Annotated in this window: 15 protein-coding genes; 5 read left to right on the top strand and 10 right to left on the bottom strand. The window is 66.0% G+C overall.

Going from position 1 to position 14,307, the window contains the following annotated elements:
* Positions 1–123 precede the first annotated feature (123 nt).
* Positions 124–450 carry a hypothetical protein gene (locus ACIBG0_RS30380; RefSeq protein WP_397037066.1) on the top strand — a complete coding sequence of 109 codons (327 nt, stop codon included), beginning with the start codon at positions 124–126 and terminating at the stop codon, positions 448–450.
* A gap of 153 nt (positions 451–603) precedes the next feature.
* On the opposite strand, the gene ACIBG0_RS30375 is transcribed toward ACIBG0_RS30380, so the two are convergent.
* From ACIBG0_RS30375 to ACIBG0_RS30360, 4 genes are all read right to left on the bottom strand, one after another.
* Positions 604–1,146, bottom strand: a complete 543-nt coding sequence (locus ACIBG0_RS30375; protein ID WP_397037064.1) for a hypothetical protein — start codon at positions 1,144–1,146, stop codon at positions 604–606.
* Positions 1,147–1,357: 211 nt separating this feature from the next.
* Complete coding sequence (locus tag ACIBG0_RS30370) at positions 1,358–2,053, bottom strand: DUF305 domain-containing protein (RefSeq protein WP_397037062.1); 696 nt, start codon at positions 2,051–2,053, stop codon at positions 1,358–1,360.
* 81 nt (positions 2,054–2,134) lie between these two features.
* Positions 2,135–2,539: a DUF6153 family protein gene (locus ACIBG0_RS30365; RefSeq protein WP_397037060.1), complete on the bottom strand. Its 405-nt coding sequence runs from the start codon at positions 2,537–2,539 to the stop codon at positions 2,135–2,137.
* A gap of 63 nt (positions 2,540–2,602) precedes the next feature.
* Entirely contained in the window at positions 2,603–3,181 is a 579-nt protein-coding gene (locus tag ACIBG0_RS30360) for a hypothetical protein (protein ID WP_397037058.1), read from the bottom strand.
* A 128-nt stretch (positions 3,182–3,309) separates the two neighbouring features.
* Here ACIBG0_RS30360 and ACIBG0_RS30355 point away from each other — a divergent pair, with 128 nt between their 5' ends.
* A complete protein-coding gene (locus tag ACIBG0_RS30355) occupies positions 3,310–4,458 on the top strand; it encodes a methyltransferase (RefSeq protein WP_397037056.1) in 1,149 nt (382 codons plus the stop codon).
* A 158-nt stretch (positions 4,459–4,616) separates the two neighbouring features.
* Positions 4,617–5,462, top strand: coding sequence for a Bax inhibitor-1/YccA family protein (locus tag ACIBG0_RS30350; RefSeq protein ID WP_397037054.1), 846 nt, complete (start codon positions 4,617–4,619; stop codon positions 5,460–5,462).
* 59 nt (positions 5,463–5,521) lie between these two features.
* Here ACIBG0_RS30350 and ACIBG0_RS30345 read toward each other — a convergent pair whose 3' ends face one another.
* The 3 genes from ACIBG0_RS30345 to ACIBG0_RS30335 all read right to left on the bottom strand — a co-directional run bounded on the left by ACIBG0_RS30345 (position 5,522) and on the right by ACIBG0_RS30335 (position 8,601).
* Positions 5,522–6,742 (bottom strand): acetyl-CoA C-acetyltransferase, encoded by a 1,221-nt coding sequence (locus tag ACIBG0_RS30345; protein WP_397037052.1) that lies wholly within the window; start codon positions 6,740–6,742, stop codon positions 5,522–5,524.
* A gap of 69 nt (positions 6,743–6,811) precedes the next feature.
* The gene (locus tag ACIBG0_RS30340; RefSeq protein WP_397037051.1) at positions 6,812–7,666 is read right to left on the bottom strand and encodes an SGNH/GDSL hydrolase family protein; all 855 of its coding nucleotides are present in this window, start codon (positions 7,664–7,666) and stop codon (positions 6,812–6,814) included.
* Positions 7,667–8,127: 461 nt separating this feature from the next.
* A complete protein-coding gene (locus tag ACIBG0_RS30335) occupies positions 8,128–8,601 on the bottom strand; it encodes a hypothetical protein (protein WP_397037049.1) in 474 nt (157 codons plus the stop codon).
* Positions 8,602–8,695: 94 nt separating this feature from the next.
* On the opposite strand from ACIBG0_RS30335, the gene ACIBG0_RS30330 reads away from it, so the two are divergent.
* Positions 8,696–10,078: a cystathionine beta-synthase gene (locus ACIBG0_RS30330; protein WP_397037047.1), complete on the top strand. Its 1,383-nt coding sequence runs from the start codon at positions 8,696–8,698 to the stop codon at positions 10,076–10,078.
* Between the two features lie 73 nt (positions 10,079–10,151).
* Here the strand turns inward: ACIBG0_RS30330 and ACIBG0_RS30325 are convergent, their stop codons facing one another.
* Both ACIBG0_RS30325 and ACIBG0_RS30320 read right to left on the bottom strand, forming a co-directional pair.
* The gene (locus tag ACIBG0_RS30325) at positions 10,152–10,610 is read right to left on the bottom strand and encodes a DUF4254 domain-containing protein (RefSeq protein ID WP_397037046.1); all 459 of its coding nucleotides are present in this window, start codon (positions 10,608–10,610) and stop codon (positions 10,152–10,154) included.
* Between the two features lie 452 nt (positions 10,611–11,062).
* Positions 11,063–12,238 carry an acyl-CoA dehydrogenase family protein gene (locus ACIBG0_RS30320; protein ID WP_397037044.1) on the bottom strand — a complete coding sequence of 392 codons (1,176 nt, stop codon included), beginning with the start codon at positions 12,236–12,238 and terminating at the stop codon, positions 11,063–11,065.
* Between the two features lie 100 nt (positions 12,239–12,338).
* Here ACIBG0_RS30320 and ACIBG0_RS30315 point away from each other — a divergent pair, with 100 nt between their 5' ends.
* Positions 12,339–13,484: a cystathionine gamma-synthase gene (locus tag ACIBG0_RS30315; protein WP_397037042.1), complete on the top strand. Its 1,146-nt coding sequence runs from the start codon at positions 12,339–12,341 to the stop codon at positions 13,482–13,484.
* Between the two features lie 155 nt (positions 13,485–13,639).
* Here ACIBG0_RS30315 and greA read toward each other — a convergent pair whose 3' ends face one another.
* Positions 13,640–14,134 (bottom strand): transcription elongation factor GreA, encoded by a 495-nt coding sequence (gene greA / locus ACIBG0_RS30310; RefSeq protein ID WP_040695247.1) that lies wholly within the window; start codon positions 14,132–14,134, stop codon positions 13,640–13,642.
* Between the last annotated feature and the right edge of the window lie 173 nt (positions 14,135–14,307).

Here is a 14,307-nt window from a genome sequence, read left to right as displayed (position 1 = left end):
CGCACAAGTGCTCGGCAGCACCGTCGGCTAGCCGACCTGCCTGTTTCGGATCACCAAGTCGGGGGCACCTTATAGGCATCGGGCATAAGCACCCAGCCTGACACCGAAATGTGAGGTACGACCATGACAGCGGAAGGGCCGTGGGAAATTCCCCCGCTCGACGACGCTCCGGATATCGCCCGCGCGACCGAGCCCCGGCCGGGAATTACGTTGGCGGACGCCAGGAATTGGCCGGGATTCGTCCTGCTGATCATCGGCGGACTCGTCGCCGTCGCCGCCGCGGTCATCGGTGCGGTCGGCTTTCCCGGCGCCGCATTCATTTTCGCGCTCGTCGCCATGGCAGCCTCGCTGACCGGCATCGCCCTCGTGCTCGTCGAGCGCCGCCGCCCGCAGCCGCGCACCCCGGACCAGCCCGCACCCTGGCAACCGACCGTCCCACCCGGCGCTTGATTCATCCCCGACATAATTCCTCGGCGACCATTGCCGCCGTTGGCATCTGTCGAATTTCGGCGCTCAGTGCCGCGGCCGCGCGCCGGAAGCCAACTCATCGCCGAGCAACTCCTGGATCCGCCGGTGCGCCTGGTCGGCACCGATCAGCTTGCGTCAGTAGGCTTTACACGCATCCTCTGCGATGTTCTTGGTGGCGTTGAATTTATCGATCGCGGCATTGAGGGTATCGGTCGGCGCGCGCCGATCGAGTGTGTCGGCCAGGGCGTTGGTGTCGTCGCGGTAGCTGCGCAGCGGACCCGCTACGGCCAGCGGCACCTCGGAGGTGACCTTCGAGTCGATGGTGCGCGCGTTATTGCGCAGCGCGGTGACGGCGTCATTGGCCTTGGCGTTGGTCTCCGGATCGTTGACGCCCTTGGCATTGCTCGCGTCGATGTAGTCGTTGAAGGTGTGGATCGAGCTACTGTTCGCGCTGGTGAAGGTGTCACACGCGGTGCCCGCCGCGCGGTCGGCCGCCGCGGCGCGGGAGGAGGATGCGGCCACCGATGATGCCGTGACCTCCGAGGCGTAGGCGGCCAGTTCGGTCTGGTTGACCTGCGCGCTGCCGTGGATCTGCTTCGAGCACGCGCCGATGGTCAGGACACCGACCGCGGTGGCCGCCGCCGCGGCGACAAGGCCGGTCCGCTCTAGTCCTCGCATCTCGGTTTCCCCTCTCCCCTCCGAACATCCGGCCGCTGGAGGCGCGTGGAAAGCCGGACGTAAAGACCGTACTTGTTCGCGCCCGTCGACGTCAGCCGACCGAACCGATATCGATGACCAACCGATATCGAAAGGCCGTAAAAAGCGCTGGTCAGGGACCATTCGGAGCACGCGGGACCGCAATGGTCCCTGCGTGCTCCGCGACACCGCGTCAGCGCTGGTCGAGCAACCCGCGCATGGTGCCGATTTCGGCCTGCTGGGCGGCGATGATGGCGGTGGCGAGCGCCTTCGCATCCGGATTGATACCGCCGGCGAGTTCGGTGTTCGACATGGTGATCGCGCCGTTGTGATGCTCGATCATCATCTGCAGCCATTGCCGGTCGAAATCGCCGCCGGAAGTCGCTGCCAGCGCGTTCATCTGCTCGTTCGACATCATGCCCGGCATATTCGAGGTGGTTGGCATGGCGGTCATGGGCATCGATGTCATGCCGGGCATGTTCATGGTGCTGGTCATGCTCGGCATCTGCATGCTGTGTCCGCCGTGCCCCGCTGTGCTCGGCGCGGGTTTGCCGAAGCTCTCCAGCAACGCGGTGATCTGCGCCATCTCCGGGGACTGCGCCTGTTCGATACCCGTGGCGAGGGTGCGCACCTGCTCGTTGCGGGTGCGGCTCGGGACCAGTCGCGCCATCTCGACCGCCTGCGCGTGGTGCGGATACATCATCTGCAGGAAGGTCACGTCGGCGTCGTTGAAATCGCTTCGGGCAGCGGGCTTTCCGGAGGTGGCCGGACTCGAGGACGAGCCGTGATCCATACCGGAGTTGTCATTGCTACAACCTCCCGCGAAAAGCGCTGCGGCGGTGGTCGTTGCGGCAATGGCGATGGTGATTCGGCTACGGGTGATGAACATGTCTGTGCTCCTGATGAATTGCGAATGAACGGTTTCGGACAGGCGGCAGCCGCGTCCGTGGTTACGGGCGCGGTGGGTCTGTCAGATCCGCAGAATCGACAATTCGGCCAGTGACAGTACGGTCCACGGTGGTGCGCATTCGCGCATCGGCTGCCATAGGCGCGGTTTCGACACACCGCCACCCGGTCGATCGAGGGTGATCCAGTAGAGCAGGACGAGCATCAGTGCAACCGCGACGCCGGTCAGGATGAAGACACAGGCGTGCATGCCGCCGTGTGCGTGGCCGCAACCGTCCTCAGTGCAGGCAGGTCCGGCGGTCGCGTCGTGGTCGACGGGCAGCGCCATGGTCGCCATCGTGTGGTGGTCGTCGGCGGGCGCGACCGCGAAAACTCCGGCATGCATGGCGACAATGCCCGCGAGCAGCACCAAGACGCCGAGCACCCGGACGAGTCCGGTGGTGCGCGAAGGCGGCTGCGATTCGACCACAGCGTCATTCTAGAGAGCGCCGCTAGGCAAGCATCAATACCCCCCGGCCGTATTGGGCACCGGCTAGGTATTCGCGATATCGATGAGCAGCCGAGTGGGATTGGTCAGTGTGCTGACCTCGAAGGCCGGTCGGTCGGCATGCACCCCGACGAACGACCGGGTCGTGCCCTCGAATACGCCACTTCGGTACACCCCAGCGACTACCGGCGCGCTGGGATCGGTGGCCGGATCGGGACCCGAATACGGCGTCACACCATTGTCGAACGGATATGCCGACCCGGTGATCTCGACCTCCAGAATCGAGCGTCCCGCGACATCGATGACCTTGCCGCTGGCATCCTGGGTGGCCTGCCTGGTGTACTGCACGATCCAGCCGGGCGTGCCCGCGCCGCCGAGTTCGTAGACCACCCGATCGAAACCCGCGTGGTGCCCGATCCGGATATCGGTCACGGTCACGCCCGCGTCGCTGGACGGAGTCCCGCGCTTGGGCAGCGCATCCCGCGGCGCGGTATCGGGCGCATCGGTGAATGTGCCGGTCGTGGTCGGCGCGGCGGTCGTGGTGTTCGCGCTGGATCCGCCGTCGCCGCAGCCGACGAGCACCGTCGCCGCGGCGGCGACCAACAGCACCATCCTGTTACGCATGTGGCTGATGGTATTGGCCGCGCTCTGCGCCGTCGGGGATTTGCGATGACCCGGTGTTTGGCATCGGGGTGTCGCCGACATGCCGGGGTGGCCGCGATCCATCGGCAACGATCTAGCACACTTGAGGTGTGGGAAATGTCGAGGACGTACTTGGCCGGCTGCGGCGGTATCCGGATGTGGAGGCACTGAACCTCTACGCCGTGGATGCCGCCGACCGGCTGATTCTCGACGTCGCCGCCGAGGCCATCGACGCCGCTGGCAGCGGCCGGATCGCGGTGATCGGTGACGCCTACGGTGCGCTCACCCTCGGCGCGATCGCCGGGCACGAGCTGCGCGACGTGCGGGTCCATCAGGACCTGCTCACCGGCGAACTCGCCTTGGCCAACAATGCCCGCGCGCTAGGTCTCGCGGATCGCTATGCTGGCCACGCGCTTTCCAAGGAGTTGCTCGCCGACGCCAAGGTCGTGCTGTTGCGATTACCGCGCGCGCTCGCCGGACTTACCGAGGTCGCCGACGCCATCGCCCGCTATGCGGATCCGGAGGTGGTCGTATTCGCCGGCGGGCGCGACAAGTATCTGACCAAGGCCATGAACGACGTACTGGCCGAATCGTTCTCGCAGGTGCGCGCCAGCCGAGGTCGGCAGAAATCCCGCACGCTATTGGTGAGCGGTCCGAAACCCGTTGCCGCGCCGCCATTTCCGGTGTGCGAGCGAATCGACGATATCGATATCGACGTGGTCGCGCACGGCGCCGCATTCTCCGGCGCCACATTGGATATCGGAACACGATTCCTGTTGCAGCACTTCAAATGGATGAAGCCCGATGCCCGCGACGCCATCGATCTCGGTTGCGGTACCGGAATTCTGGCGGTCGCGCTGGCCAAGGCGCGACCAGGCATCCGGGTGGTCGGCACCGATCAGTCCGCCGCCGCGGTGGCGTCGGCACGGGCCACTGCCGAGGTCAACGAGGTCGCCGATCGGGTCACCGTGGTGCGCGACGACGCCATGTCCTCGGCCGCCGACAACAGCGCAGATCTGGTGCTGTGCAATCCGCCGTTCCACGTCGGTGCCGCCGTGCATACCGGTTCGGCGATAAAGATGTTCGCCGAAACCGGCCGGGTCCTGCGTCCCGGCGGCGAGCTGTGGACGGTTTACAACTCACATCTGAACTATCGCGGCGTGGTCCAGCGGATGGTGGGCCAGACCGAGGTGATCGGCCGCAATCGGAAATTCACGGTGACGCGATCCGTGCGTGGACTGCGCGACGTCCAGCGGTAGTAGAGTCCGATTTGTCCGTACCGAAAGGTCGCTCGGGAACTCGGCCGGGTCGATACACGTTGGACAACTAGTTGGATATCGAGCGACCGGCTCGCATGAGACGGCTCGGGACTGACGGCCACGGCAACGTGAGCCACGACTCCAGAAAGGCATTCACGGTGCGCACTACTAGCAATCCGGTTTTCAGACAGCTCCCTCGGCAAGAGGGCAGTGGCTATGCCAACTTCGGGTCAGGGGTGACGGGCGCGGGCCAGACGACCCAGCAGTACGGCCAGTACCCGCAGTACCCCCAGTATCAGCAGGCCCCGACCACCCGGGCCATGACCATCGACGATGTGGTCACCAAGACCGCCATCACACTGGGTGTGCTCGCGTTGTCGGCGATCATCTCCTATGGCCTGACCAACGCGAACACCTCGCTGGCGCCGCTGTTCGTCATCGGCGGTGGTCTGGTCGGCTTCGTGCTGGTGCTGATCGCGACATTCGCCAGGAAGATGGACAACCCGGTCATCGTGCTCTCGTACGCGGTCTTCGAGGGTCTGTTCGTCGGCGCGCTGTCGTTCATGTTCACCAATATCGAATTCGGTGGGGTCGGCGGCAGTGCCATGATCGCCCAGGCGGTGCTGGGCACCTTCGGCGTCTTCGCCGGCATGCTCGTGGTCTACAAGACCGGCGCGATCCGCGTGACCCCCCGGTTCACCCGGATGATCTTCGGCGCGATGATCGGCATTCTGGTCCTGATCGTCGGCAATCTGATCGCCAGCTTCTTCATCGACGGCGGCCTTGGCCTGCGCGACGGTGGTCCGCTCGCCATCGTTTTCAGCCTGGTCGTTATCGCGGTCGCCGCCTTCAGCTTCCTGCTCGACTTCGACGCCGCCGACCAGCTCATCCGCGCCCAGGCCCCGGAGAAGGCCGCGTGGGGCGTCGCCCTCGGCCTGACTGTCACCCTGGTCTGGCTCTACATCGAAATCCTGCGCCTGCTGAGCTACTTCAATAACGACTAGCCCGATCAACACGAAGGCGGCCACCGGAATCCCGGTGGCCGCCTTTCGTTGCGGGGAAATTAGCTCAGGCGCTCGATGACCATCGCCATGCCCTGACCGCCGCCGACACACATGGTCTCCAGGCCGAACTGCTTGTCGTGGGTCTGGAGGTTGTTGATGAGGGTGGCGGTGATGCGGGCGCCGGTCATGCCGAACGGGTGGCCGAGGGCGATGGCGCCACCGGACACGTTCAGCTTGTCGAGGTCCATGTTCAGCTCACGGGCGGAGCCGAGGACCTGGACGGCGAACGCCTCGTTGATCTCGTACAGGTCGAGGTCGTCGATGGTCATCTTGGCGGTCTTCAGAGTCTTGCGGACCGCCTCGATCGGGCCGAGGCCCATGATCTCCGGGGACAGGCCCGACACGCCGGTGGCGACAATGCGCGCCAGCGGGGTCAAGCCCAACTCCTTGGCCTTGGTGTCGCTCATGACGACCAGCGCGGCAGCACCGTCGTTGAGCGGACAGGCGTTACCGGCGGTAATGGTGCCATCCGGGCGGAACACCGGCTTGAGCTGCGAGATCTTCTCGTAGGTTGTGCCGGCGCGCGGGCCGTCGTCGGTGGTGACGATGGTGCCGTCGGGCAGGGTCACCGGGGTGATCTCCCGCTCGAAGAAGCCGGACTTGATGGCCTCCTCGGCGCGGTTCTGCGAGCGCACGCCCCAATGGTCCTGATCTTCCCGGCTGATGCCGGTGAACTGGGCGACGTTCTCCGCGGTCTGGCCCATGGCGATGTAGATGTCGGGCAGGATCCCGGTCGTACGCGGATCGGTCCACACGTCCGCGCCACCTTCGGCGCGCTTGGCGGTGCGGGCCTCGGCCTCGGCGAACTCCGGGTTGTGGGTGTCGGGCCAGCCGTCGGCGGTGCCCTTCGGGAAGCGCGATACGGTCTCGACCCCGGCGGAGATGAACGCATCGCCCTCGCCGGCCTTGATGGCGTGGAAGGCCATCCGAGTGGTCTGCAGCGAGGAGGAGCAGTAGCGGTTCAGGGTGACGCCCGGCAGGGTGTCGTAGCCGAGTTGCACGGCCACACTGCGGGCCATGTTGAAACCGCCCTCACCGGCGGGCTGGCCGCAGCCCAGGATCAGATCGTCGATCTGGGTCGGGTCGAGCGCGGGAACCTTGTCCAGAGCCGCGCGGACCATCTGGGCCGCGAGGTCGTCCGGCCGCATGCTCACCAGCGAGCCCTTTCCGGCGCGGCCGATCGGCGAGCGAGCATAGGAAACGATGACGGCCTCAGGCATGAGGACTCCTTTGTTGGACGGTCAGGGCGCGCCAGGACAGTGTCCGAAACGCGGTCTTCGAACCGTTTGTTACTTGTGCGTTCGATTCGAATCTACGTCGCGTCCTGTTGGGCGGGAACCCGGGGTCGTCTCCGCGAGCGCCGCGATCAGCACCGGCAGCAACAGCGCCGCCGCCAGTTCGTAGCCTGCGGCCGAGGGGTGGAATCCGTCCTCGGAGAAAAGCTGCTCGGGTGCGGCACGGAACTCCGAGGCGAGCCGATCACCCATTGCCACCGGGATGCCACCGGCCACCCTGGTCGCGACGAATTGAGCCCGGGCCAAGCGGACGCTCCAGTTTCGCACCACGGTCCGCAGTGGCTGCGGGATTGCCGCGACAGTGCCGAGATTCGGACAGGTACCGACCACCACGATGCTGTCGGCACGGCGCAGCCGGGCCACCGCGGCGGCGAGCCGACGCGCGGAGGCGCGGATGGAGTGCTTCTTGGTGACGTCGTTGGCGCCGATGAGGATGACCGCGGCATCCGGCGGCGGCCCTGCGATGAACATGGCGTCGACCTGTCCGGACAGACCTTTCGAGGTCGCGCCGGATATGGCTTTGGTGCTCAACCGGATTCGCTGTCCGGTGGCCTCGGCGAGGCCGCGGGCGATGCGCACGCCCAGAACTTCCTCGGATGATGTGCAGCCGACCCCGGCGGCGGTCGAATCGCCGAAGATCATCAGATGCACGTCGGCATGCAGACCGGTGCGCCACGGCTGTGGCGCCAGGCAGCCCGCGGTGTAGATGCCGTCGGCCTCGGGCGGTTTCGAGGTATCGCGCCCGATGACCCCGCGCGCGACCCCCGCCTGTGCCATGAGCAGTCGATAGGTTGCCCACCATGCGGTCCCGGCGCCGGAACCGGCCAATACAGTTGCGGCACCGGTCACGGTCGCGGTCTTCCATGCTCCCCCGCCTCCCCGCGCCTTTTGCCGGTCGTTGGGAGTCACGGCAGTCGCGTTCCGAGTCCGCGGTTCGGTGCGCCACAGTTTCTGGGCGTAGCTCCCACGCCGCCCCCGACCTTTTGCCGACTGGTTGGTGGTAGCGCGGGGTTCGTCGCGGGCTCGCGGTTAAGTGCGCCACAGCTTCTGGGCGTAGCTTCCCCGCCTCCCCGGGCGTTTTGCCGACCGGTTGCTGGTGGTGCGGGTTTCGTCGCGGGCTGGCGGTTCAGTGCGCCACAGCTCCTGGGCGTACCCGATGAGTTACCCATGTATCTACGAAATCAGTTGTTGTAGTTCGAGGCAACGCGAGCTGAGCCACGCACAGAATTCGGCGTCGACGGTTCGGTTCACGGCCCGACGGTCCCGAGGTACGCACGGTCAGGGCCGGCGCAGAATTCGGGACGCGCGGCTCAGACGGGTGGGTCGCCGGGAACGTCGAACCACGCGTGCGCGGGGACGCTGGCGGTGTCGGTGGTTACGGTGACCTCGACGCGGCCGGGACCGGTGTCCTGGAACAGGGCGTACTGAATGCTGCCGTAGAGGCCGGTGACCACGTTGTTGTCGTAATTGCCCGTCGCGCCGGTGTTCAGGTTGCGCCAGGCGACGGTGGTGTAGACCTCGCACAGCGGCGCCAGTGGATAGTCACCGGGTCCCAGACCCATCGCCGGATCCGCGCGCACATTGAGTACTGCCCGGCCCGGCCACTGCGCACTGGTATCGGCCCAGGTGCGGATCGTGGTCCAGCACAGGCCGCCGTGCGCCAGTGTCGGCACCTGTGGGAATTGCACGGTCGCGGCCTTGGCTGGCCCGGCCCCGACGACTCCGGCGGCCACTGCCGCTCCGGCCAGAACTGTCGCGACGCGAGCGATGTTCGGCTGCTTCATGTTTGCGATCCTAGGGAAGTGACCGCCGTCATGTGCGATTTGTCGCGCTGGACGCGCTCGCACCGATACCGACTCCTTCTGCAACGATAGGGGCATGCGCATCGCTGATCACGTCGTTGACCTCATCGGCAATACGCCGCTGGTTCGATTGAACTCGGTGGTGGGTCCCAACGCCGGCATTGTCGCGGCCAAGATCGAATATCTGAATCCGGGCGGTAGCTCCAAGGACCGCATCGCCGTGAAGATGATCGAGGCGGCCGAGGCCTCCGGCGCGCTGCGGCCCGGCGGCACCATTGTCGAGCCGACCTCCGGAAATACCGGTGTCGGACTCGCGCTTGTCGCGCAACAGCGCGGCTACAAGTGCGTATTCGTCTGCCCGGACAAGGTCAGTGAGGACAAGCGCAACGTGCTGCGCGCCTATGGCGCCGAGGTCGTGGTGTGCCCGACCGCGGTGCCCCCGGACCACCCGGACAGCTACTACAGCGTCTCCGACCGGCTGGTCCGCGAGATCGACGGCGCGTGGAAGCCGGATCAGTACTCCAACCCCGGCGGTCCGGACAGCCACTACGAGACCACGGGACCGGAGATCTGGCGCGATACCGACGGCAAGGTCACCCACTTCGTGGCAGGCGTCGGTACCGGCGGCACCATCACCGGCGCCGGTCGGTATCTGAAGGAGGTCTCCGGCGGCAAGGTGCAGATCGTCGGCGCCGACCCCGAGGGTTCGGTGTACTCCGGCGGCACCGGTCGGCCGTATCTGGTCGAGGGTGTCGGTGAGGACTTCTGGCCATCGGCCTACGACCCGGCCGTGCCCGACGAGATCATCGCCGTCTCCGATGCCGATTCCTTCGATATGACCCGCAGGCTCGCGCGCGAGGAGGGCCTGCTGGTCGGCGGCTCCTGCGGTATGGCGGTGATCGCGGCCATCGAGGTCGCCCGCCGCGATCCGGATGCGCTGGTGGTCGTGCTACTGCCCGACGGCGGCCGCGGCTATCTGTCGAAGATCTTCAACGACCAGTGGATGAGCTCCTACGGCTTCCTGCGTGATCGGATGGACGGCGCGGCGGAGCCCCTGGTCGGCGATGTGCTGCGCGGCAAGTCGGGCGCGTTGCCGGATCTCGTGCACACCCACCCCTCGGAAACTCTGCGCGATGCGATCGAGATCCTGCGCGAGTACGGGGTTTCGCAGATGCCGGTCGTCGGCGCCGAACCGCCGGTAATGGCGGGCGAGGTCGCGGGCAGCGTGACCGAACGGGACCTACTGTCCGCGGTCTTCGAAGGCCGCGCGCACCTGACAGACTCAGTCGCCAAACACATGAGCCCATCCTTCCCGCTGATCGGCTCCGGCGAACCCATCTCAGCCGCCACCAAGGCCCTCTCCGACACCGATGCCCTCATGGTCGTCGAAGACGGCAAGCCCGTAGGCGTAATCACCCGCCACGACCTCCTCGGCTTCCTCAGCACCGGCTCCATCTGAATCAAGATCAGGTGGTGTCTGTGGCGGCATCGGCCCGAGAGGACCACGCCACCAGAGCCACCTGATCTTGATCTCACGCGGTGTGGCGTTGGGGGGCGCCGATTGTGAGGTCGGTCCAGTGGTCGGCGAGTTGGGCCAGGCGGTACCAAGCGGCGTGGACGCGATCGTCGGAGACTTTTTCGGCGGTGTGCAGTAGGTGGCTGGCGTGGACGTAGGCGGCGGCCATTCGATCCATGGTCGCGCCGATGGATTCGGCGCGGATATGCGCGGTCGACTGCCGCTGCGGCACTCGTCTGATCACCCAGGTGTCGATGGCGGAGACGAGTTCGGCTCGGCGGCAATCTATTCCGGCGGTGGCGAGCGGATCGTCGTGGCGCTGCCGGTGCAGGTCGGCGAGTGCGTGTGCCAGCGGAATGAGCGGATGATTTTGCCCCGGCTCGACCGGATGTCCGCCGAAGGCGGCGACCAATTCGCGTTGATCCGGCAGTGCTCGCGCGCCCTGGATGATCGGGGCGCTACTGCGCACGAACATGGCTGGCTCCCAACGAGTTCGAGGCGGCGGGTAAGAGCGCGTGCATCGTGTACCTCCAGGGACATTTCGATGCGATATAGCTTGCGCCTCGTTCCTTGGCAATTCGGTGACGTCGAGATGGCACCACGATGACAGGCAGTAACAATGTTCTCTACGCGGTGTAATCCGGGTTGTGAAAGTAGGGCGACCAGTCTGCGATGGTGAATATGCCAGCCGCGCACGGGGATTCGCGTGATTTGCCGCGCGGGAGTGGTCAGCGTTCGGCAGGGGAGCATAGCGGCGTAAGTCCGGTGTGGCAGGGGGCGGCCGCTCGATATCAGGCTTGAAGTCCGCGCGTTGCCCATCGGGAAACGCGGGGATGAGTGACAGCATCTGCCTATGCCAGCAACCAGGGCCAGCAGCTATGAAACTGTGGCGTTTTCATCCAAGCGGCCGCCCGAACAATAAGGCTCCTACCGAAACGCATTCGAGTCGGTGAGCGCCTTTCCGAGCACCAACTGGTGCACTTCCGCCGTGCCCTCGTATGTGAGCACCGACTCGAGATTGTTCGCATGCCGCAGCACCGGATAGTCCAGTGTGATGCCGTTCGCGCCGAGAATGGTTCGGCATTCGCGGGCGATGGCGATGGCCTCCCGGGTGCTGTTCAGCTTGCCCGCGCTGATCTGCTCGGCAAGCACCTCGCCGCGATCCTTCAACCGGCCGATCTGTAGCGCGAGCAACTGGCCCTTGCCGTACTCAAGCGCCATATCCGCGAGCTTCGCCTGGGTCAGCTGGTAGGCGGCCAGCGGCTTGTCGAATACCTCCCTGGTCCGGGCGTACTCGATGGTCGCGGCCAGGCAGTCGCGGGCCGCGCCGAGAGCGCCGAAGATAATGCCGAAGCGCGCCTCGCTCAGGCAGGCGAGTGGGGAACTCAGCCCGCGCGATTGCGGCAGCACCGCATCGGCGGGCAGCCGCACATCGTCGAAGTCGAGTTCCGCGGTCACCGACGCGCGCAGCGACAATTTGTGATGCATCTCGCGCGCGGTGAATCCGGGCGCGCCCGCCGGGACCAGGAAGCCGCGCACCACTTGCTTGCCCTCATCCTCGGTCTGCGCCCACACCACCGCGATATCGGCCACCGACCCATTGGTGATCCACATCTTGGAGCCGTTGAGCACCCAGTCGGTGCCGTCGCGCTTGGCCCTGGTCCGCATGCCACCCGGATTCGAGCCGAAATCCGGTTCGGTGAGTCCGAAGCAGCCGAGCGCGCGCCCGGCCGCCATATCCGGCAGCCACTGCTGCTTCTGTTCCTCCGAGCCGAACTTGTGGATCGCGGTCATGGCCAGTGAACCCTGCACCGAAACCATGCTGCGCACACCCGAATCGACCGCCTCGAGCTCCTGGCAGGCCAGACCGTACGCGGTCGCCGACAGTCCCGCGCATCCGTAGCCCTCGAGGTGCATACCGAGCAACCCGATATTGCCCAGTTCCGGCGCGAGCTCACGGGCCGGAAACGTCCCGGCCTCGAACCATTCCGCGATCTGCGGCCGCAACCTATGGTTGGCGAACGTGCGGACGGTATCGCGGATCTCGCGCTCGTCCTCGGTCAACAGGGCATCGATCGCGAATAGTTCATCAACGCTCAGCATGAGCTCAACCTACCGCCGGTCGCCGCGCCGAAAACCGGGATCGGGTACAACGGGTGGTCCAGTCGATAGCCCGCAGATCGCCCGGGGTTAGGCTGACCCCATGACCGAGCTGGGATTCTCCACCAGAGCCGTGCACGCCGGATACGAACCCGAAGCGCGGACCGGTGCGGTGAACGTGCCCATCTACGCGAGTTCGACGTTCGCCCAGGACGGGGTGGGCGGATTGCGCGAAGGCTACGAGTACGGCCGTACCGGCAACCCGACCAGGACCGCGCTCGAGGCGAACCTCGCCGCGCTCGAATCCGGCCGCTACGGACGCGCATTCGCCTCCGGCATGGCCGCCACCGACTGTGCGCTGCGGGCGACGCTGCGCCCCGGTGACCACATCGTCATCCCGGACGACGCCTACGGCGGCACCTTCCGGTTGATCGACAAGGTCTTCAGCCAGTGGGGAATCGAGCATTCGCCCGCGCACGTATTCAACGTCGACGAGATGCGCGCCGCGATTCGCCCGAACACCAAGCTGATCTGGATCGAAACACCGACCAACCCGCTGCTGAGCATCGGCGATATTCCGGCGCTGGCCGAGGTCGCGCATATCGCGGGCGCGAAACTGGTGGTGGACAACACTTTTGCCACACCGTACCTGCAGCAGCCGCTGCTGCTCGGCGCCGATATCGTCACGCATTCGACCACCAAATACCTCGGCGGACACTCCGATGTCGTCGGCGGTGCGCTGATCACCAATGATCCGGAACTCGATGCGGCATTCGCCTTCCTGCAGAACGGTGCGGGTGCGGTGCCCGGCCCGTTCGACGCCTATCTCACCCTGCGCGGCACCAAAACCCTCGCGGTGCGGATGGATCGGCACTGCGACAACGCCGAGACCATCGCTGAGTTCCTGACCAGGCATCCGGCCATTTCGCAGGTCATCTACCCCGGCCTGGCCGAGCATCCGGGCCACGCCATCGCCGATAAGCAGATGAAGCGCTTCGGCGGCATGATCTCGGTGCGGCTCAGCGGCGGCAAGGATGCGGCGCACGAGTTCTGCTCGCGCACCAAGATCTTCACCCTCGCCGAATCGCTCGGCGGCGTGGAATCGCTGATCGAACATCCGGCCGCCATGACGCACGCCTCCACCGCCGGCTCGCAGTTGGAGGTGCCCGACGATCTGGTGCGACTCTCGGTCGGCATCGAGGACGTCAGCGATCTGCTGGCCGACGTCGAACAGGCACTGGCGAACTGATGGAACCAGGTCGGGGCGCCGCGGCGAATGCGATGACCCCGACTGTCAGCACAAAGAGCGGCCGCATCCGGACTATCCGGGCGCGGCCGCTCTTGTCTGGCTGGGTGGCGGCTTCGGGCGGATTCGGCTCGGGCCGAGTTCGTCCCGCCCCGCGCTCAGCTGTGGTACGGCTCGGCGCTGACCAGTGTGACCTTCATGGTCTTGCCGTTGGGCAGCGTGTACTCACGGGTGTCGCCGACCTTCGCATCGATGAGCGCGCCACCGAGCGGCGAATTCGGCGAGTAGGTCTCGAGCTTGGAATCGTTGAGCCCTTCTTCGCGGGTCGCGATGAGGAAGGTCTCGGTGTCGGATTCGTCACCGTCGTAGTAGACCTTGACGACCGAACCCGGCAATGCGACGCCGGACTTGGTGGGCGCAACGCCGACCTTGGCGTTGTTCAGCAGCTCCTGCAGCTGCCGGATGCGCGCCTCCTGCTGACCCTGCTCTTCACGAGCGGCGTGATATCCGCCGTTTTCCTTGAGGTCGCCCTCTTCGCGGCGCTCGTTGATCTCGGCGGCGATGACCGGACGATTGGCGATGAGCGCGTCGAGTTCACCCTTGAGCCTGTCGTGCGACTCCGGGGTCAGCCAAGTCACTTGCGTCTCAGTCATCTCGATCACTCCCTAGTAGTTGTTCCCGACCGAGGCCGGGTTCCCTGATCCGCTGCAGTGCCCACAGGGGGCGGGCACGCACCAGCCGACGGCTAGTGCCATCCTGGGGAAGTTCATCGAACCCCGACAGGCTTCAGGTCCGGCAAGCTCACTAACCCGGAACTGACAGCGCT

Origin of the sequence: Nocardia sp. NPDC050630, assembly GCF_044457245.1 — a bacterium.
Taxonomy (GTDB): Bacteria; Actinomycetota; Actinomycetes; order Mycobacteriales; family Mycobacteriaceae; genus Nocardia.
Note: the sequence above shows the minus strand (reverse complement) of the source record. Positions and strands in the feature narration are given on the sequence as shown.